Annotated in this window: 21 protein-coding genes and 1 tRNA gene; 16 read left to right on the forward strand and 6 right to left on the reverse strand. The window is 53.4% G+C overall.

From position 1 onward, the window contains the following. Positions 1 to 102: 102 nt before the first annotated feature. The 3 genes from M0D42_RS08885 to M0D42_RS08895 all read left to right on the forward strand — a co-directional run bounded on the left by M0D42_RS08885 (position 103) and on the right by M0D42_RS08895 (position 4,637). Positions 103 to 1,479, forward strand: a complete 1,377-nt coding sequence (locus M0D42_RS08885; protein WP_265018258.1) for a WecB/TagA/CpsF family glycosyltransferase — start codon at positions 103 to 105, stop codon at positions 1,477 to 1,479. A 96-nt stretch (positions 1,480 to 1,575) separates the two neighbouring features. After that, positions 1,576 to 2,091 (forward strand): molybdopterin-dependent oxidoreductase, encoded by a 516-nt coding sequence (locus M0D42_RS08890; protein ID WP_265018259.1) that lies wholly within the window; start codon positions 1,576 to 1,578, stop codon positions 2,089 to 2,091. 20 nt (positions 2,092 to 2,111) lie between these two features. Then, positions 2,112 to 4,637, forward strand: coding sequence for a PAS domain-containing hybrid sensor histidine kinase/response regulator (locus M0D42_RS08895; RefSeq protein WP_265018260.1), 2,526 nt, complete (start codon positions 2,112 to 2,114; stop codon positions 4,635 to 4,637). A 30-nt stretch (positions 4,638 to 4,667) separates the two neighbouring features. On the opposite strand, the gene M0D42_RS08900 is transcribed toward M0D42_RS08895, so the two are convergent. Further along, a complete protein-coding gene (locus tag M0D42_RS08900; RefSeq protein WP_265018261.1) occupies positions 4,668 to 5,873 on the reverse strand; it encodes a polysaccharide biosynthesis/export family protein in 1,206 nt (401 codons plus the stop codon). Between the two features lie 193 nt (positions 5,874 to 6,066). Between M0D42_RS08900 and M0D42_RS08905 the strand changes: the two genes are divergently transcribed. The 5 genes from M0D42_RS08905 (at position 6,067) to M0D42_RS08925 (ending at position 10,709) form a co-directional block, all read left to right on the forward strand. Further along, entirely contained in the window at positions 6,067 to 7,302 is a 1,236-nt protein-coding gene (locus M0D42_RS08905; RefSeq protein ID WP_265018262.1) for an oligosaccharide flippase family protein, read from the forward strand. 2 nt (positions 7,303 to 7,304) lie between these two features. After that, positions 7,305 to 8,219 (forward strand): glycosyltransferase family 2 protein, encoded by a 915-nt coding sequence (locus tag M0D42_RS08910; RefSeq protein ID WP_265018263.1) that lies wholly within the window; start codon positions 7,305 to 7,307, stop codon positions 8,217 to 8,219. Between the two features lie 15 nt (positions 8,220 to 8,234). Continuing rightward, on the forward strand, positions 8,235 to 9,206 hold the full coding sequence (locus M0D42_RS08915; protein ID WP_265018264.1) for a glycosyltransferase family 2 protein: 972 nt from the start codon (positions 8,235 to 8,237) through the stop codon (positions 9,204 to 9,206). A gap of 21 nt (positions 9,207 to 9,227) precedes the next feature. Further along, positions 9,228 to 10,226, forward strand: a complete 999-nt coding sequence (locus tag M0D42_RS08920; protein ID WP_265018265.1) for a glycosyltransferase family 4 protein — start codon at positions 9,228 to 9,230, stop codon at positions 10,224 to 10,226. Between the two features lie 406 nt (positions 10,227 to 10,632). Then, a tRNA-Arg gene (locus tag M0D42_RS08925) sits at positions 10,633 to 10,709 on the forward strand. 331 nt (positions 10,710 to 11,040) lie between these two features. On the opposite strand, the gene M0D42_RS08930 is transcribed toward M0D42_RS08925, so the two are convergent. Beyond that, entirely contained in the window at positions 11,041 to 11,286 is a 246-nt protein-coding gene (locus M0D42_RS08930) for a helix-turn-helix transcriptional regulator (protein ID WP_330221165.1), read from the reverse strand. A gap of 87 nt (positions 11,287 to 11,373) precedes the next feature. On the opposite strand from M0D42_RS08930, the gene M0D42_RS08935 reads away from it, so the two are divergent. Beyond that, the gene (locus M0D42_RS08935) at positions 11,374 to 12,036 is read left to right on the forward strand and encodes a hypothetical protein (RefSeq protein ID WP_265018267.1); all 663 of its coding nucleotides are present in this window, start codon (positions 11,374 to 11,376) and stop codon (positions 12,034 to 12,036) included. 285 nt (positions 12,037 to 12,321) lie between these two features. Next, positions 12,322 to 12,669 (forward strand): helix-turn-helix domain-containing protein, encoded by a 348-nt coding sequence (locus tag M0D42_RS08940; protein WP_265018268.1) that lies wholly within the window; start codon positions 12,322 to 12,324, stop codon positions 12,667 to 12,669. Positions 12,670 to 12,895: 226 nt separating this feature from the next. Here the strand turns inward: M0D42_RS08940 and M0D42_RS08945 are convergent, their stop codons facing one another. Together M0D42_RS08945 and M0D42_RS16040 are read right to left on the reverse strand one after the other, a co-directional pair. Then, positions 12,896 to 13,114, reverse strand: a complete 219-nt coding sequence (locus M0D42_RS08945) for a hypothetical protein (RefSeq protein ID WP_265018269.1) — start codon at positions 13,112 to 13,114, stop codon at positions 12,896 to 12,898. Next, positions 13,006 to 13,245 (reverse strand): transposase, encoded by a 240-nt coding sequence (locus M0D42_RS16040; RefSeq protein WP_419195933.1) that lies wholly within the window; start codon positions 13,243 to 13,245, stop codon positions 13,006 to 13,008. Before M0D42_RS16040 ends, M0D42_RS08945 begins: the two co-directional genes overlap by 109 nt. Before the next feature lie 81 nt (positions 13,246 to 13,326). Here M0D42_RS16040 and M0D42_RS08950 point away from each other — a divergent pair, with 81 nt between their 5' ends. Both M0D42_RS08950 and M0D42_RS08955 read left to right on the forward strand, forming a co-directional pair. Then, positions 13,327 to 13,641: a RidA family protein gene (locus M0D42_RS08950; RefSeq protein ID WP_265021128.1), complete on the forward strand. Its 315-nt coding sequence runs from the start codon at positions 13,327 to 13,329 to the stop codon at positions 13,639 to 13,641. A gap of 98 nt (positions 13,642 to 13,739) precedes the next feature. Further along, positions 13,740 to 14,048, forward strand: coding sequence for a rhodanese-like domain-containing protein (locus tag M0D42_RS08955; RefSeq protein ID WP_330221166.1), 309 nt, complete (start codon positions 13,740 to 13,742; stop codon positions 14,046 to 14,048). 129 nt (positions 14,049 to 14,177) lie between these two features. Here M0D42_RS08955 and M0D42_RS08960 read toward each other — a convergent pair whose 3' ends face one another. Continuing rightward, positions 14,178 to 14,786, reverse strand: coding sequence for a TetR/AcrR family transcriptional regulator (locus tag M0D42_RS08960; RefSeq protein WP_265018270.1), 609 nt, complete (start codon positions 14,784 to 14,786; stop codon positions 14,178 to 14,180). Between the two features lie 70 nt (positions 14,787 to 14,856). Between M0D42_RS08960 and M0D42_RS08965 the strand changes: the two genes are divergently transcribed. From M0D42_RS08965 to M0D42_RS08980, 4 genes are all read left to right on the forward strand, one after another. Further along, positions 14,857 to 15,390 (forward strand): peroxiredoxin-like family protein, encoded by a 534-nt coding sequence (locus M0D42_RS08965; RefSeq protein WP_265018271.1) that lies wholly within the window; start codon positions 14,857 to 14,859, stop codon positions 15,388 to 15,390. Between the two features lie 177 nt (positions 15,391 to 15,567). After that, positions 15,568 to 16,548, forward strand: a complete 981-nt coding sequence (locus M0D42_RS08970; protein ID WP_330221196.1) for an MFS transporter — start codon at positions 15,568 to 15,570, stop codon at positions 16,546 to 16,548. 45 nt (positions 16,549 to 16,593) lie between these two features. Next, positions 16,594 to 16,905: a hypothetical protein gene (locus M0D42_RS08975; RefSeq protein WP_265018272.1), complete on the forward strand. Its 312-nt coding sequence runs from the start codon at positions 16,594 to 16,596 to the stop codon at positions 16,903 to 16,905. A 117-nt stretch (positions 16,906 to 17,022) separates the two neighbouring features. Continuing rightward, the gene (locus tag M0D42_RS08980) at positions 17,023 to 17,457 is read left to right on the forward strand and encodes a YybH family protein (RefSeq protein WP_265018273.1); all 435 of its coding nucleotides are present in this window, start codon (positions 17,023 to 17,025) and stop codon (positions 17,455 to 17,457) included. Between the two features lie 49 nt (positions 17,458 to 17,506). Here M0D42_RS08980 and M0D42_RS08985 read toward each other — a convergent pair whose 3' ends face one another. Then, positions 17,507 to 18,079 carry a hypothetical protein gene (locus M0D42_RS08985; protein WP_265018274.1) on the reverse strand — a complete coding sequence of 191 codons (573 nt, stop codon included), beginning with the start codon at positions 18,077 to 18,079 and terminating at the stop codon, positions 17,507 to 17,509.

Here is an 18,079-nt window from a genome sequence, read left to right on the forward strand (position 1 = left end):
TACTGCTCACAAACTCCGATTTAGCCGCAATTTGAGCCAAATGTGATGCTGTTTTCCCCCGCTGCGCCTTCCACCCTGATGGAAACGCAAGGGAGCAAACTCATGACCTATCAAGCCAAATTCGATCATTGGAATTTCAGCGAAACGGCCAGCTTGCCGCTGTGCAAAGAGGTTCTCGGAAATCGTTTTGATAATCTTCACACGCGAGAAGCGATTTCCCGCGTGCTTTCCCCTGGACGCCGGAAAGTGGCTTTTCTGAATGCGCACTGCGTAAATGTCGCTGGGAAGGATAACGCGTACTCAGCTACGCTTGAGCGCACAAATGTTGTCTTGTCAGATGGGATCGGGATGGAGCTTGCCGCAAAAATGCAGGGCACCCATATTCGCGAGAACCTGAACGGCACGGATTTTGTTCCGAAGCTGCTTGTGGAAGCTGCTAAGCGAGGTCAAAGCGTTTACTTGCTGGGTGGCAAACCGGGCACTGCAGAACGGGCCGCTGCAGCTCTGTGTCGACAAATCCCAAAGCTCAAGATTGCAGGAACACGAGATGGGTATTCTGGTGCCGAGGACCAGGCTGCGATCAAAGAGATTAATGCCTCGGACGCTGATATTCTCTTGGTTGCACTGGGTGTGCCACTTCAGGAACTTTGGATCGACCGCAATTTTCCAGCGTTGAAAACACGCATCTGCGTTTCGGTTGGAGGTCTTTTTGATTTCCTTGCGGGCAATGTATCAAGAGCACCCAATTGGGTCCGCAAGGTTAAATCTGAGTGGGTTTGGCGACTGATGATGGAGCCCCGCCGGATGGCAAAACGTTATCTGATTGGCAATCTGGCATTTCTTGCCCGGGCGGCTCTGTGGCCCTACAGGCAGAGCTCCTCGTCAGATAAAACCAAGCGCGCAATCGATATCACCCTAAGTCTTGGCGGTCTTATCGTGCTGGGCCCGATGCTTCTTTGCCTCATGGCGCTGATCCGGTTGGAAAGTCAGGGTTCACCAATTTTTCGCCAACAACGGGTTGGGCTGAATGGCCGCCGCTTCACACTCTATAAACTACGTTCCATGGCCCTGGATTCAGAAGCGCAGCGCGCAAAGCTTCTTGCAACCTCTGATCGTGAAGGGGTCTGTTTCAAATCCCGTAGCGACCCACGTGTGACACGCATTGGCAAATTCATCCGCCGCTATTCGTTGGATGAACTCCCACAGATCGTGAACGTTTTAAAAGGTGATATGTCGATTGTTGGTCCGCGCCCTGCTTTGCCGGAAGAGGTCGCCGCCTATCCTGAAAAAGCGCGTGGTCGGCTTGCGATCAAACCCGGTCTCACTGGACTTTGGCAGGTTTCAGGCCGCGCGGATATCGACTTTGACCGGATGATCGACATGGATCTCGCCTATGCCTCTTCAAAGTCACTTTGGCTAGACGTCTTTATCTTCTACGCCACGTTTCGCGCAGTTTTGACAGGTCGAGGCGCCTATTGAGAGAGATCACTCCTATCCGACCGGATAGGGGGATACCCGCTAGATATGACTTAATGGGCAAAGAAATCTGGCATTCTCAACCAAGGAGGATGCCGCATGTGGTCCCGTTTGTTAACCAGCGCTGTTTTGATTGTAGCGTTGATCAGCCTGACACCTTCAGCCCTGATCGCGCATGAGGAAAATCTGCCGTCATCCTCCGTCCTGCTAGAGATCGTTGATCAAACGAGCGGGGGGAAAGAGGTGGCATTTCAGCTGGATTTACAGGCCCTTGAGGCACTGGAAAGCCGTGAAATTGTCACCTCTACCCTTTGGACCAATGGGATCAATCGCTTCAAAGGCGTTCCCTTAACACAACTTCTGTCAGCTTATAACATCGAAGGGTCCCAGCTTCGCTTGCTTGCCAACAATGATCACGCCGCAGACATTCCTTTGGATGACGCCTTAAACCAGCACGCCCTATTGGCCTACAGAATGAATGGCTCAGAAATGTCTCGCCGGGGAAAAGGCCCCCTTTGGATTGTCTATCCATTTGATCAATCGGCACGATTTCGGACAGAAACGGTTTACGCGCGCTCAGTTTGGCAGCTTAATAAGATTGAAGTGATTGATTGAAGCCACCGAACGGACATTCATTGTTAGAGAATTCCCCTACCCTCACCTCTGAGAAGCAGAAGTCGTCTCTCAGGTCTTGGCTGTTGCCGATTGCGGCGGCGATCAGCCTGGTTGTGATCCTATTGCTCGCACGCAGTGTGATAAATGATCTTCGAGAACTGCGTTCAGCCAGATCAGACACCGTCCAATGGACCCTATCGCAGGTTGAGATTGAGTACTTAGATTTCTCTGCAACCCTGCAACAGACCATTTGGGAAGAAGCACCAGATCTCAGCGATCTTCGAAAAGACTTTGATGTGTTCTTCAGCCGCCATGACATCATTTCCCATAGTCAGGTATTTGAGGCAGCAAGACGTCAGAAACCCTTTTACGAAGCTAAGGAAGACATTGGGGAGTTCTTGACCAAAACGGCCATAGCAATTGATTCTGATGATCAGACCTTGATTGCTGCCTTGCCTCAAATTCAGACCGAAACCTTGGCATTACGCCCGAATGTGCGCACCCTCTACGTGTCAGGTTTGGCGCATTTTACGGATGCCTCCGACCAATTGCGCGAGAACCTGTCAAAAACCTTACGAGAGCTTTCCGCAGTCACCGCCCTTTTGGTCGTGAGCCTCGTGGCCTTGCTGCTCTATTCTCGATCAGCTGACGCCAAAAGCCGGACCCGAGGACATGCCCTTGCGCGTGCAAATGCGCATATGGAAACCATTCTATCCACTTCCTTGGACGGGGTAATTGTGTCTGACCGCAGTGGCAATGTGGTAGACTTCAACACCGCCGCGGAAACCATCTTTGGCTACACTTATGAAGAGGCTGTTGGACGTTCCATTGGAGATTTAATTGTGCCGCCTGAATTGCGCGCAGCGCATCAGGCCGGCATGAAGCGCCTGCAAGACACGGGCCAAAAGAAACTTGTCGGCAATGGCCGCATTCGCATCGACGCGATGCGCAAAGACGGGTCAATATTCCCAGTGGAGCTCGCTCTGCAATCTGGACGTGGCCCAGATGGCGATATCCTAATTGCCTTTTTACGAGATATCTCTGCACAGGTAGAAGCGGAAGTAGAGCTCACCGAGGCGCGGGACCAAGCTTTGGCGGGGGAAAAGGCAAAAGCTGAATTCCTGACGGTCATGAGCCACGAAATCCGCACCCCTCTAAGTGGGCTTTTGGGTAACCTCACATTACTGGGCAGCACTGCACTGACGCAGGAACAAGAGCAGTTTCAGAACAATATGCAGATTTCAGGTCGGCAATTGCTGAAACATGTGAACTCGATCTTGGACATCGCGCGCTTTGAAAGCGGGCGCCTTCCAATCCAGGAAGAGACATTTCACATCGGAGAGTTCCTGCAGGATGTTGTTGATGGCCAAAGTGCCGGAGCAGAACAGCGCAATACAGCAATGAGCTGGGCGTGGATCGGGGATGCTCTGGATTGGGTGAAAACCGATAAAGGGCATCTGGAGCAGATCCTACTGAACCTCGTAGGCAACGCCGTTAAGTTCACGGAAAACGGTCGAGTGGATATCGAGATCGAACAGGTTGGTCTCAGGGGGGCCTCACCTCTCGTAGAAGTCAGGGTGATAGACAGTGGTCTGGGCATTGCCGAAGATGATATCGAGAGGATTTTTGAAGAGTTTGAAACCACAAATCGAGCCGGAGGTGACACCGGATCGACGGGGCTCGGCCTGCCAATCGCAAAACGGCTGGCCACTCTGATGGGCGGGGAAATCGGGGTTGAGAGCACGCCAGGAGATGGCAGCGTGTTCTGGGTTCGCCTGCCCATACCGGAGGGCCATGCCCCCACGCCGGAACGTGATGTACCTGAAGCAAAAGCTGAATATGCATTGCATTTGCTGTTGGTGGAAGACAACGAAATGAATGCGTTTGTCGTCGACAAAATGCTGCGTGCCGAGGGGCACACTGTGATCATTGCCACCAACGGATTGGAGGCAATCGATTGGGCGGGCAAAAGCGACTTTGACGCGATACTGATGGATATCAACATGCCAAAGCTGGACGGGTTGGAGGCAACAAAACGCATTCGCGCCAATGTGAAACGCGCGCGGAAAACGCCGATTTTTGCTTTCTCTGCCAATGTGTTATCCGAGGATACCAAGCGGTTCCGAGAAAGCGGCATGGATGGCTTCATCGGCAAGCCGGTGCAAATCGAAGAGCTGCGTGCCGCTTTGGGAACGATCGGTCACCCGCAGGACAGTCCCTCCATTCGAAATGCGACGGTAGCAATCGATACCGGCGATGCGCAGACGATGTTTGGGGATCAATATGACCACTTCCTTGAGCGTTTCATCTCGGAAGGTGATGCGCTTTCTATGTGGTTAGAGAGCGCACCCAATTCAGCTGATGAGATCGTTCAACGCTGCCACAAGATCGCGTCCTCAGCGGCTTTGTTTGGTGCAGAAGGGTATCGCTCCGCGCTTCAGGCTGCAGAAAAGATTGGAAAAGCAGAGACAACAGTCCCGGAGCCCGTTCTGGCAGAAATCCAAAGCAGTTGGTCTGAGACCCGCACGTCGCTGACGAAAGGCTAAGCCCCAACTGCCTAGAAATAAAAGGCTGCCCTAGTTCAACGCTGCACCAAGGGTCACAGCACCCAACACACGCGCTGCTTCTGTGAAGTTGGTCACCGCACTGTCATAGCAAGCGATCGCATCGCCCGGCAGCAAATATGGATCGTAGTCATCGCGGTCAGCCCGACGCAGCATGTCTTCGATATCCCGTTCGATCACAACCGAGACTTTGGTTTCTGGATTGCGTGACATCAACATGGCAGACCGATGGGCACTGCTGACACGCGCGCCACCCACACAGTTGGCATCGACAACAGCCTGCATATAGCGTGTTCCGTAGGGTAGTTCACGAACATCCCTACCGATCGCAGAGGAGGCATTGCTCGACGCTGGCTGCGTGAGATTTGACAGAAACATTGTGATTCCCGGAGGGCTGATCGGGCTTGGTCGCATGAGACTGTCCTGAAAACACTGACGCGACGGTACATAAACCTGATCACCCGTCATCAGCATCACATCGACCATGTTGCGCCCTTCAAAAACGCCACGCAGATCAAGTTTGTGAACGCGACCAGCGCGCCGCAGCTCGACGGCGGAAATATCCGCATCAGGCCGGATGCCTCCAGCTGAGCGCAGGGCCGCCGAGAGATTGCGAGACTCGGTGGAAGCCCCCAATGCCTCTGCGCGATTGGGATCAATCTGATCTCCGGGTGTGCCGCCCAGTTCGATTTGATGCGGTTCAAACACTGCACCCGAAACGCCAATGCTGACCGATGCGAAATCAACCAGTCTGACGGATATTGGCGGTAGATCATCGTAAAGATCGGAATTGATTAACGCGCCGGCCAAAAGTGTTTCGACATCGCCGACAGATCTCCCCTGCACCGGGACAGAGTGTACAAAGGGCAACTTCAACGACCCATCGCGGGAAACGACATAGCGTCCTGTCAGGGTCTCATCTGATCCGATCCGCACATCTAGAAGGTCATTGCGCGAAATCTTTTCCCCGAGCAGATGCCCAGCGCCTATGGTCTTTCCTGCAACGCCTCCTCTAAGAGGCAGGCACCGTTCTGCATTGAGCCGCGCTGAGGTTAGAAAGCGATCATCCCGCTTCGTGACGACATCTCTGTATTGGGCCTGATATCCATCACCGACATCAATGGGCTCGATATTCTCAGGATCGGCAACAGCCGCGCAACCGGCCAAAAAGGCCAGCAAGCCAACAGCTTTTGTTGTTTGGAACCAACCAGTACCCATCAGAACATGCGCCTCAGCTATTATTGTTTTTCCCGAAATAAGACATCTGCTTGATCCCGCCGCAATACATTTCGGCTCGCGTAATACCCGTTTGGGTAGAAATGTGCTCTCTTGGTCGCTGTTTTGGCCAGAAGGGTCCGCCCGACACACCCCTCCATCTCGCAAGCTGGGTTTATTCAACCGGGAGCTTGCCATGTTTGGCCGCAATCAAAAGTCACCTGCATTTCTCTCTCACCTGATGGCCTATGGCGCCTCAGAGGTGGTCAGCAAGCTCTCCCGGTTGTTTGTTGTGATCATGGTGGCGCGTCACCTTGGTGCCGAACAGATTGGTTTGGCTGCAGCGGCTCTGGCGGTTTGTGATATTCTTAAAAGCCTGACCGAAAATGGAATTGGTCAAAAGATCATCGCCGCGCCCGAAGGTGATCTACCGCAAGTAACCGCCCGCGCGCATCGCCTTTTCTGGCAAGTCAACCTCACGCTCTTTCTGGTGCAAACTCTGATAGGCGGGCTGTTCGTTTATTTCGAAAATCCAATCGTTGGTATGCTCATTGCACTGACTGCCGTTGAATTGCTGTTTATGCCAGCGGGTCTGGTTCAGGCGGCGTTGGCCATGCGTGAGGGCAAGCTCTCTCAGACGGCAGCGATCGCTGGAGCACAGATCTGCAGCGCCAATCTCTTGTCTGTTGGCCTTGTGCTGATCGCACCCTCCCCGCTTGTTCTTGTTCTGCCACGAGTTCTGACCGCCCCAATCTGGCTTATAGCCATGCGCCGCCTGCGCCCCTGGAGCCCCCATCGCTCTGTCACGCCCGCCCCTGTTCATGATTTCCTGACATTCGGCCTGCCTGTAATTGGTATTTCACTCGTGAATGCACTGCGCCTGCATGCCGACAAGCTGGTAATCGGCGCTTTGCTCGGCGCCGAAGGACTGGGCGGCTATTTCATGGCCTTTAATGCCGGCCTCAGCATCGCGACTTCATACGTCGCTGCCTTTGACAAGGTTATCTTCCCCCACCTTTGCAAAGGCACCTCAATGGATGTCCGTCGTCTGGCTTTGCTTGGCGTCGCGATGATTGCGCCGCTGGTTCTGATGCAGTCCCTGCTGGCCCCAATCTATGTGCCGCTCCTGCTGGGCGAGGCCTGGAGCTACATCACTCCGGTGGTCTCCCTTCTATGCCTGACCGCATTGCCTCTGACCCTGTGGTCCGCCGCCGCTGCACAACTGCGCGTCGCGGGGCACCCCGAAGTGGAGCTGGTGGTGACCATCACTTTGACAGCGGTGCTTTTGCTCTCCGCGTTTCCTGCCGCAGCTTGGGGTCTGATGGGGCTGGCGACGGTGCACGTCGTGGTCGTGACCCTGACACTCTGCCTGGCATCCTACCGCGTTCTATGGCCAGCGCGTCCCTCCCTTGATCTCAAACCAGAGGTGTAAGTATGCCCAAATTTTCCGCCATAATGCCTTGTTATAATGCCGAAAAGTCTCTTGGCACCTCCATCCAATCTGTGTTGGAGCAAACCTGTGAAGACTGGGAACTCATCTGTTTCAACGATGGCAGCACCGATGCAACACCGCGCTTGCTTGAGTGCTGGGCGAAAGAAGAGCCTCGTATTCGTGTCATTCATTCTGAGAACAGAGGACCAGCTGTCGCGCGCAACTTCGCTGCGTCTCAGGCAACTGGCGATATCCTCTGTTTTCTCGATGCGGACGACCTTTGGTGCTCTGAGAAACTAGAAGAGCTTTGTGAGGTCTTTCAGGATCAAACCGTCGGCGGGGCCTTTGGCGAGGTCATATTCTGCGATGAGCCAGGAGAGGAATTGACGCGTTCAATTGTTCCCAATGAACGGCTCTCCTTGCCGCTTCTCATGGGGGAGAATGTCGTCTGCACCATGTCCAACTTCTCTCTGCGCCGAGAGCTGTTCCTCGAGCATGGAGGATTGGCGCAGGGTTTTGTGCACAATGAAGACCTTGAATGGCTGATGCGGCTGACAGGGTTGGGTGTAGTGATCCAACCGATCTCCTCCCCTCATGTATGGTACCGCAAATCGTCAGGTGGGCTTTCTTCTGATCTCATCGCCATGGTGCGGTCACGCCGTCAGGCCCTGCGCACGGCGCGCTTCTTTGGATATGAACCAAAGCCCGCAGATGAGGCGCGTTATCTCCGCTACCTAGCACGCCGTGCACTTCGTTTGGACCAAGGCGCCGAGATCGCTCGATCATTCGCCGTCGCAGGCTTGAAACAAAGCCCAATGGCCTTCCTCTGCCCAGCGCGCCGCGGAGTGGCCACGGCCCTGGCGTCACTTCTTGCCCCAGTCATCCCATCGGCGATGCGCCGCAAGTTTTTTAGTTAATTCAGGAGATCACCCATGCCCCAAGCATCGATCATCGTTCCGGCCTTCAACGTGGCTTCCACAATCCGCGAAACACTAAAGTCCTTGGTCAGCCAAACTGTCACCGATATCGAGATTATCATCGTGGATGATGGTTCAACGGACACGACGGCGGATGTTGTTGCCCCCTTCCTGCAAGATCAAAGACTACGTTATGTGCGCCAAGCCAATCGCGGCCTCGCAGGTGCCCGGAACAGAGGTATTCAAGAAGCCTGTGCCGACATTATTGGGTTTTGTGACGCAGATGATCTTTGGCACCCCGACAAGATCCGCCGCCATATCGCGCATTTCAACACCAATCCAGACGTGGGGCTGAGTTACGCGGGCTCTGCGATGATCGATAACAATGGCAAAGCGCTTGGTGTCAGCCAATCCCCGCGCCTGCGCGGCATCTCAGCGAAGCACATCCTGAAACGCAACCCCATTGGGAATGGCTCCGCGGCCGTGCTGCGCCGGGCGACACTTGAAGACATTGCGACATCCCCGGATGGGCGTCACACGACTTATTTTGACGAAGCTTTTCGTCAATCTGAGGATATTGAGTGCTGGCTGCGTATTGCCCTTCTAACGGATTGGAAGATCGAAGGATTACCCGGCAAGCTGACACTTTATCGAGTGGCGATGGGCGGCCTTTCAGCGAACACAGATCGGCAGCTCGCAAGTTGGGAAAATGTGATCGCAAAACTACGTCCGTTGCAGCCAGAATTTTTCGCCAAATATGAAGCCGCAGCGCGTGCCTATCAGCTGCGCTATCTCGCGCGACGCGCGGTGAGTGGCGGAGATGAACGCAAGGCAGTCGAGTATTTACGGAACGCAAACCAATCTTCTTTAGAACCCTATTGGTCAGAACCCCTGAAGTCGCTGACCACACTCGCCGCAGCCTTGGCGATGACCCATTTGAAATTCAACCCCGTCAGCCTGCGCTTTGGCGCCGGACAATCTCAGTAATTGCTAAGTGGAGGATTAACTATGAATATGACTGTGACTCATCTGTTGGACGATGCCACTCCCGGCGGTGTGACCCGCGTAATTGAAGGGCTGCAAAGCTCCGAAACGCTTGGGAAACAAGCGAAACATGAGCTGCAAATGGTTGCCAACCGTGGCCGATGGCCTGTCTTCCATAGCGAAGTCATCGTCAGCCACCTGGCACTGAACTGGCGCAATCTGCCGACCTTGATGACCCTGCGCGCACAGCATCCACATGCCGCATTGATCCATGTCGAGCACAGTTATACTCAACGTTTCACTGCGCTAAATGTCAGTAATCGCGATCGATTTTACACCCTGTTGCGGACGGCTTATGCACTGTTTGATCAAGTTGTCTGCGTAAGCCGAGCCCAGGGCAGCTGGATGGCCACACGCGCGCTTGTCGACGCGCCCAAACTGCGGATCATTCGGTCTTCTGTGGCACTCGATGAATTGGCGAACCTTCCGGCACCCAAAGGCAATCCACATGTCTTAGGACTAATTGGTCGGCTGCATGTACAAAAGGGCTTTGACCAGGCCATAGCGGCATTTCAGAAACTGGAAGACCCCGATCTTCGCCTGAAGATCTTCGGCACAGGGAACGAACAGAAAGCACTCGTGGCTCAGGCTGGGTCAGACCCGCGTATCACCTTTGAGGGTTTCTGCGAAACCGCCAAAGCTATGGCGCAGATCGATGCATTGGTTGTGCCCTCCCGCTGGGAAGCCTTTGGGCTTGTCGCGCAGGAAGCCTTGGCTGCAGGCCGTGCCGTTCTGGTCGCCCCGGTTGACGGTTTGCTGGACCAGATCCAAGACGGTGCCCAGTCGCTGACGGGCGTCGGAATCGCATCATTAAGCACCGACATGAAACGCCTGGTGGAATGCCCGGTGCCCAATGCCACCCAAAATCGCCCGAAACTGGCACGGCTCAACCAGCAACGCTTTGAAAACGGGTGGCTGCAATTGATTGAAGATATGACAGTCAAGCATATGGCTGCTGCCTAGGGAGGAGAATGGAAATTGGCGATCCCTGAAGGACTCGAACGCTTAGCTAAACCTCAAAATCAGAAACGACATTGCTTTGGTAGCAACATAAGGAGGCAGCGTTGATACAGATTAAGTTCGTGAGACTTCTAACGCTATGTTAAATAGTAGATTTTCGCCAAGTCGGAAGCCGCTGCTCTTAAGGAGAGGGGAACAATCGCCATGTAAAACCCCAGAAATAAAAACTTCTTTTGAAAAGAATTAAACATTGCAAAACACTCTCCTAATACTGGGCCGTTTTAACAAGCTTCCAATCGAAGCTTTCTAGATATACCCACCAGAAACGAGGACTTTCAAACTTGAGTGTTGTATGTCTCTTGCAAGGTATAGACACCCTAAAGCTTTCACTTTAAGTCAGCATTTGTGCGGTCCCGTAGCTCAACTGGATAGAGCAAGTGCCTTCTAAGCACTAGGTTCTGGGTTCAAGTCCTAGCGGGATCGCCAAAAAATCACTCTGACTTAATTGCGGCTCTATAAGCTATTGAGACTTATGCAATGCCTTGCGCCTCTAAGTCTGCAAGCTGAGAAATGAATATCTTAATTTATAATAACAGCGCCAACCAAAAAAACTTGTAACTTTTCTCCGTCACGGATTGTCGAAGAACAGGTGATATAGATGGCTCTTACCCTTCATTTGACAGCAATTGAATGCGGCGCACTTAGGCTCCAACTTGGAAATGCACTGCAAACGTTCCGAATTCATTCAATTCGTACACCGATACACTTAGCTGTACTCGCCTCTGAGGCGCTAACCAAGGCTTGAACTTAGTTCCGCTCATTTGTCCGCTGCCCTTGACGTTAATAGAACTTCCGCTGGTATCTGGAGTGCCTGAGAAAGCCTCCACAAATTGTCAATCGATATATTCTGCTCGCTTCTCTCGATCGCGCTCAGATATGTTCGATTCAAGCTGGCTTCCTGTGCTAAACGTTCTTGTGACCATCCCAATTTAGCTCGCTCAACCCTTAGATTAGTTGCCAACCTATCTCGAAGGGGGGATTTAGGGACGCGTTTCATACACATCCCATCGCCCGATGTCGGTTTTAGCTCTACCGGTTTTAAGAGACATTCGTTATGACGTGCGAAAATTCACATATCGAAAGAAATGGCATGTACTTAGATCTTAACTTGGTCGACCCCAAACTTTTGTTGAAGACCGACCAACTCACTCAGGCATTTTGGGAACGATCGATGCGAAATGAGCTTGGGTCGGGGACTTGTCAGCGCATGATAAGAGGCATGTTGGCAGACCCGGTGCTCCGGCCGCTTTTGGAAGTGAGCGAGAACGGTGCGACAAGTTACGAAAACGCATTGATATTGAAAGCTCTAGGATTCCTAAAATCTCATGAAATGAAAGTACACTCCGGGTCGCTCCAAGGAGACACGCTTCAATTCATATGCCTCACCGAAAGTGGATGGGCTTGCCTAAAATCCTGGAAAGATCGCTCCGAGCAAGAATTGGCGGCGCATGAACTTTCGCGAAAACCTTTTGAACTATTGACCAAATTTGTTCGTAGCTACCTTGCTATTGATCGGGGCAGCGGAATAGCAATCTCCAAAAAAGTAGCCGAGTTCGCTCTAAAATTACATGACGAGCGCGTTCTAGGGAGAATGATCTTCCTGGAACATGACAAACTTCAATTTTGGTTGGAATGGGACTCGGTCAAACTCACTGAGTCTGAGTGGTTGTTAGGCGAGAGAGAGTGGTCGGATAGTTCTCGAAACGATCGCACCGGCGCTCAAATAATCGACCTTTTTGAAGTTTGGCAGTGAAAAGCGCACCAATTTGATGACCGACTGCTAAGACATTGTAGTGACGGTCCGAAGTTCTCAGGCCTACATGAGGCATATGCCCTGCTAAAGCCAACCGCATACGGACCGAATGGAGACATTCGATGAAATCTGATTGCGACGCGGGGAAGAAATTAAGTCTCAACGAGCCTTCAACGAGACTGGGTCGCTGAGATTGCAATTTAAACGTGATGGCTCGCAAACGCTACTGTGATAGTGATCCCTTTTTAGAGCCTTATCGCAAATAAACGCCTTAAGGAGCCGTTATTGGACCGTAATCAAAACCCAAGCAAACCAGTTTTTGTTCTTGCTCAAGAGTTCGGCGAAAGTCTTGCAGCTTACCGGCTTTCGAGAAACTTGAGGCAAAAAGACATAGCAGAATTAGCAGGTATTTCTCGAGGTGCCGTCAGACGTTTGGAGGCTGGAACTGGAGGTAATTTTGAGAGTTTAGTCCGAATTTTGGTGGCACTAGAAATCGATGAACGCCTGGTCAACCTCGTCCCAAATGCCAAAGTTAGTCCTTTGGATTTACCGGCAGTGAGGACAGGTTCGCGGCAGCGCGCTCGACCAAAGAGCAACGAATGCAGTAACGAGCCTTGGGAGTGGGATGATTGAGCGTTGCTCAATGGGCGGAAAGCGGAAGTTCGCTGCGTTTGCGAAAGTTTTGCGCCTGAGCCGAAAAAGCGGCCATTCATGCCTATTCGGCCCGAAGCCCCCTGTGCTGCGCTGCGCAAAAATCAGCTATGCGCAGAAAGCGGACTTTGCAAAGTCTTGGAGATGTGCGCGAATTCAACGTTCGCTAACTCGACCGCGAACGTCTCCTTTAGTGGACTAACCCGTCTCAGTGCTTATCAGTTTCCACAATCTCTCCTGAAAACCGACCGCGCTTCTCAAACACTGGACGGGCGGCTTTAGCCTTGGCTGCAACCAATTTCCACTCAGCGTTTGATGTCAGGATTTCAAGATCCCAAGTGTCTGCAGTCGAAGCGTATTCTCCTTTTGTAGCGCTCTCATCTCCACAAGTTGCGATCGCCCCATGCCACCAAACTTCTTGCGCCAATAGTAATAGGTCTTGTCCGAAATCCCCGCCTTGCGGCACTCACTCACGACATCAAGCCCGTCATGAAGATGGACGTCTCTCTCGCGCAACAATCGCAGCGCGTCTTCATCCGAATATCGCTTTCGAGCCATCCCTCATTTTTCCCATGCCAAATAAATAGTGGCACAGTTTTATGGGGCTAAGACAACGGGTTCCTCTTCGTCTCCGGCCAGATCGCCTATGTCGGCGGCGAGATTCCGGCCCACGCACGGGATGGCGAAAATGACGTGCAGGATCAGACGAAGATCGTGATGGACAATATCAAGAGTGTCATGGCCGAAGCAGGCTACGACTTCAACGATGCGGTCCGGGCGACGGTCTTCATGACCGACATGGTCAACTATGGCGCGTTCAATGAAGTATACGGAACCTACTGGGGCGAAGGCGAGATGCCACCAGCGCGGGCCGCCGTCGAAGTCGGTGCTCTCCCGGGCGGAAAACCCGGCGCCCCGGTCTTGGTCGAGGTTTCGATGATCGCCTTCAAATAGGTCACATTCCGAATTTCAGGTTGCCCTACGGGGCCATCCCTCCCCTGAGAGCTGGCACTTGTGCCGGCTCTCTTTCACTCATCAACTGGAGAATAGCCATGAAAACTGCTCAAACATATTTTGAAGAAGCCAATGCTGTCGTTCCGAAATTGTCGTCGGAAGAAGCAATCAAAGTTCATGCCGCCGGGGGCGGCGTTTTTGTCGATGTGCGTGATAGTGCAGTTGCCGCCAAGACCGGCACCATTTCCAGGGCCGTTCGAATTCCGCGCGGCTTTATCGAGTTCGCTGCTGATCCCGACATGGGCTTTCATAATGAAGCCTTTCAGAAAGATGCCGAGATTTACCTTTTCTGCGGTCTGGGCGGGCAAGCGGCGCTGTCTGGTAATACCCTTATCGATATGGGTTAAACATCTGTCACTAATGTCGGCGTCTTCGACGCGTGGAAAGAAGCTAGCGGCCCGACGGAAGAAGGGTGATACAGCAAAAAGATGCGGGGCGTTCCCAAAGGCTCGTCCTGCATTTTGAGGTTGCGTCGGTCAGGTCATCAGGATCATGCGGACCCGATCGTCCAAATCTTCCAACAGGCTTTCGGCAGACCACCCTGCGCGGCTGCGATGGACGTGGCCTTGGCGCATATCGTGCAATAGCCTTGCGCGCTCTTGCGCTGGGAAGTTGGGCGGAAGGTTGCCTTTTGCTTTCTCCGCCTCAAAACGACCTGCGAGGCGCGCATCGGTGTCTCGTATGGCCTTGTCCATACGTTCGGCCACGCCTTCGACTTCGCCCACGGTCATCGCGACACAGGATGCCAGGAAACAGCCGCGCGGTGCCCCTTCCTGTTGCGTCGAATAGGTAACGACCACCTCCAGAAAATTGCGCACCGCCTCTTCTATGGTTCCGGCGGTTTCAAACTCGACAATGGGCGCGCAACCATCGACATCAGCGTAGCGATCGATGGTCTTGAGATACAGTTCGCGCTTGTCTCCGAAAGCAGAATAGATGCTCGGTCCGCTGATACCCATCGCGTTTGACAGGTCTTTCATCGAAGTGCCGTCGTAGCCCCTTGCCCAAAAGGCATTCATGGCCGCCATCAGTGCATCATTCTCGTCGAAGGTACGCGGCCTTCCCATTTTTTTTGTATCGATCACAATAAAAGTCCTTGACCTCTCTCCTGCTATATATATGTAACGATTGTTATTTAAGTCAAGGAGCGGTGATATGCACGCCAATAAACCGAAGCCGGGCGACAAAATCCCGCACACAGAACTTCCAAAACTTTACGGGGAAAACCTCACTCTTGGCAAAACCGGGAGCGGCTATGATTGGCAGCTGATTGTTGTCTACCGGGGCAAACATTGCCCGATCTGCACCCGTTACCTGCGCGAATTGAACGAGATTGTTGCCCCCTTGAAGGAGTTGGGTATCGAAATCGTCGCTATCTCTGCCGACAGCGAAGCACGCGCCGCCGATCAGATCACAGAAGTGAACCCGGATTACGCGGTCGGCTACGGGTTGAGCATCAAACAGATGCAGTCGCTGGGCCTCTATATATCCAGCCCGCGTCACGGCATGGATGTAGAAGGTCCGTTCGCAGAACCCGGCCTTTTCCTCGTCAATCAAGAGGGTGAGTTGCGCATGGTTGATATTGCGAATGTACCCTTCTTGCGTCCGCAGATTGGCTCCCTTGTGGGTGGTCTGAAGTTCATGCGCGGCATGACAGAACCCTTCCCCGCCAACGGAACCTTCGCTTGATTCAGCCAAAGGAGCGCAAAATGTCAGAGACTTCCCTTCCCACAACCACGTTGAAAATCGGACTGATCCTCTGACTGCTTTCCGTGGTCGGCCCGATGACCATCGACATGTATCTGCCCGCCCTTCCAGAGTGCGCAACTTTTCTACGGTCCGGTTTCGGATCAGACCGGCCGGAAACTGCCCCTCTACATTGGCTTGTTGCTGTTCATCGCAGGCAGTCTTTTGGCTTACTTAGCCCCGACTATCGAGGTCTTGACTGCCGCGCGTGTCGTGCAGGGCCTTGGCGGGGCGGTGGTGATGGTCATTCCACGGGCCTTGATCCGTGACATCGACACTGGCGTTGCGGCCACCCGTATGATGGGCACGATCATGATGGTTATCAGCGTCTCCCCCATGATTGCTCCGTTGCTGGGCAGCGGTATCATGATGCTGGCCGGATGGCGCACGATCTTTCTGGCGCTGATGCTGCTCGCGGTTCTAAGCCTTGTGCTAACGCGAACCGCGTTGCCCGAGACGTTGCCAGCGGAGAAGCGCACCCGGCTCGACGTCTCGACCTTTACAACCGGCATTCGCACGCTCATGAGTGATCCGACTTATCTGGGCCTGACCTTCATCGGCGCGTTCGGAATGGCCAGCTTCTTCGTCTTCTTCGCAAGCGCCTCTTTCGTCTATACCGGCCAATTCGGCCTGACGCCGATTCAATTCAGCTTGGCCTTCGCCCTGAATGGCTTGAGCTTCTTCCTCGCCACACAAGTTGTCGGCAAAGTCGCTGAACGCTTAGGGATGGCCACCATGATTAAAGGCGCAACTGCCCTTTACGCCGCTGCCGCGATCTTGCTCGTGGTTCTGACAGCCGCAGGCTTTGGCAGCCTGCCAGTGATCATTGCGGTGCTCTTCACCTCTTTTGGATTTCTGGGCTTCGTTGTGCCGCCAACCATGGTGCTGGCGCTAGACAAGCACGGCAGCATTGCGGGACTCGCCGCGTCCCTCGGCGGCACGCTTCAGGTTGTGACCGCAGGCCTGATGATCGCGATCAGCGAGCCGTTTCTTGACGCTACTGCGTTGCCGATGGTCGTGACGATAGCCCTGTGTGCTACCGGGGCCTTGCTACTATCCCGGATCACGTTGCGCAAGGCCGACAATCCGCAAGCGGCATGACGTCTTTCGCAATTCTCTGCACCAACACCACCAAGGAATACCCCGATGACCATGACAACCGATCACCCGAACACCGCTGCGGTGAAAGCCACCCTTGATGAGCTTATTGCCGGGGTTTCAGGCCACTCGTTCGACGTGCTGGACCGCGTCTATCACGCTGACATGCAGACCTATCTGCTGGTCGACCGCGGCGAGATGATGCGCAACGACAAACCCGGTTTTATGAAACATGTGCAGGCTGCCATGGGTCAGATGCAAGACCCCGATCCATGGGCACTCTATCATCTGGTCGAGGCCAATGAGTCCCAAGGACACATTATTATCAGCCGGAAAAACAATGTCACCAACCGTAAGTAGCTTGTGACACTCAGCATCGACTTCGTGTTCGAGGACGACCGCTGGCAGATCACCCGCGAGGTCATCATGACCCGCAATGAAAACATTTGAACAACCCTAACCCTCAAAGGAAAATCCATGAAACGTCTCCTCTCTGCTGCAATCATCGCAGTAACAGCAACGACCGCATTTGCCGATAGTCACGAACCTGCGAGCCTGACCGCAGTTAACGACCGCTTCAACGAAGCCGCCGCCGCAGGTGATGCCGAAGCGCTGATCGGGCTTTATGCCGATGACACGCTTTGGATTGAGCAAGGCAAACGCGTCACTCAGGGGCTGGAAGGACCTCGGCAGTTGTTTGAGTTTGTCACGCAAAACGCGGGCGAGGTAACGCACACCATCGATCATTTGTTCGTCTCCGAAGATGAAACGCTCGCCGTAATGATTGGGTCCGTAGAAGCCGTTGTGAAAAGGGCAGGCCTTGATGCGACCGGCACCTATCTTTTCGTGCTGAAACCTGAGGACGAAGGTTGGGAAATAGTCACCGACATGTGGCATCAGCACGTAGAATAGTCACGCCAGATCCGGACCGCGCCATTCAGTGCGGTCCGGACAACTCTCGCTATTCTGCTGCGGCTTTCAATTCCCGGTTGAAGTTGACGTAACTAGGCAGGATTTGCTCTGCAAAGGCTTTCGTCTTGGCGTCCGGGTTTTCCACACTTGTTCCCTTGAACGCATCGGTCTGAACAAAGCGGGTCTGACATTCCGAAATAGCCTCGACGCGGTAGATATGGTTGTCAAAAATGCCCTTTGCGTTTGGAAACTCCTCAGACCACCCGAATTGCTGACCGTCGATGTAATGCGCCAACACGAGCGGGAAATCGGTTAAGTTCCCGTTCTTCATGCGCCAGGCGATGTTGACCTGACCGCCATTGCGTACGTCGCCCGAAATGCCGCGATAGGACGAGCTCCAGTCATTTTTGGGCGAGATGAGGACAGCCCACACTTTTTCCGGGGCAGCGTTGATAATGATTTCCGTCTCGATAATGTGGTGATCTTCTGCCATCTCGGTAATGCCGAACGTCTCAAGAGCAAGCGTGTCGTCGATGGTGCAATCACGGCCATCCGCAAGAACCGGGGTGGCAAAACATAGTGCTGTTAGCACGCTGGTAATTCTGGTAAACTTGTGTGTCAT

Origin of the sequence: Cognatishimia activa (genome assembly GCF_026016445.1) — a bacterium.
GTDB classification, from domain to species: Bacteria; Pseudomonadota; Alphaproteobacteria; order Rhodobacterales; family Rhodobacteraceae; genus Cognatishimia; species Cognatishimia activa_B.

What these genes read in the sequence shown, in the direction of transcription:
- M0D42_RS16040 (WP_419195933.1), bottom strand. Translation starts at nt 13,245, where the DNA reads ATGGCTCGAAAGCGATATTCGGATGAAGACGCGCTGCGATTGTTGCGC.
- M0D42_RS08980 (WP_265018273.1), top strand. Translation starts at nt 17,023, where the DNA reads ATGAAACGTCTCCTCTCTGCTGCAATCATCGCAGTAACAGCAACGACC.
- M0D42_RS08930 (WP_330221165.1), bottom strand. Translation starts at nt 11,286, where the DNA reads ATGTGTATGAAACGCGTCCCTAAATCCCCCCTTCGAGATAGGTTGGCA.
- M0D42_RS08900 (WP_265018261.1), bottom strand. Translation starts at nt 5,873, where the DNA reads ATGGGTACTGGTTGGTTCCAAACAACAAAAGCTGTTGGCTTGCTGGCC.
- M0D42_RS08910 (WP_265018263.1), top strand. Translation starts at nt 7,305, where the DNA reads ATGCCCAAATTTTCCGCCATAATGCCTTGTTATAATGCCGAAAAGTCT.
- M0D42_RS08975 (WP_265018272.1), top strand. Translation starts at nt 16,594, where the DNA reads ATGACCATGACAACCGATCACCCGAACACCGCTGCGGTGAAAGCCACC.
- M0D42_RS08915 (WP_265018264.1), top strand. Translation starts at nt 8,235, where the DNA reads ATGCCCCAAGCATCGATCATCGTTCCGGCCTTCAACGTGGCTTCCACA.
- M0D42_RS08890 (WP_265018259.1), top strand. Translation starts at nt 1,576, where the DNA reads ATGTGGTCCCGTTTGTTAACCAGCGCTGTTTTGATTGTAGCGTTGATC.
- M0D42_RS08955 (WP_330221166.1), top strand. Translation starts at nt 13,740, where the DNA reads ATGAAAACTGCTCAAACATATTTTGAAGAAGCCAATGCTGTCGTTCCG.
- M0D42_RS08905 (WP_265018262.1), top strand. Translation starts at nt 6,067, where the DNA reads ATGTTTGGCCGCAATCAAAAGTCACCTGCATTTCTCTCTCACCTGATG.
- M0D42_RS08985 (WP_265018274.1), bottom strand. Translation starts at nt 18,079, where the DNA reads ATGACACACAAGTTTACCAGAATTACCAGCGTGCTAACAGCACTATGT.
- M0D42_RS08920 (WP_265018265.1), top strand. Translation starts at nt 9,228, where the DNA reads ATGAATATGACTGTGACTCATCTGTTGGACGATGCCACTCCCGGCGGT.
- M0D42_RS08885 (WP_265018258.1), top strand. Translation starts at nt 103, where the DNA reads ATGACCTATCAAGCCAAATTCGATCATTGGAATTTCAGCGAAACGGCC.
- M0D42_RS08965 (WP_265018271.1), top strand. Translation starts at nt 14,857, where the DNA reads ATGCACGCCAATAAACCGAAGCCGGGCGACAAAATCCCGCACACAGAA.
- M0D42_RS08935 (WP_265018267.1), top strand. Translation starts at nt 11,374, where the DNA reads ATGTACTTAGATCTTAACTTGGTCGACCCCAAACTTTTGTTGAAGACC.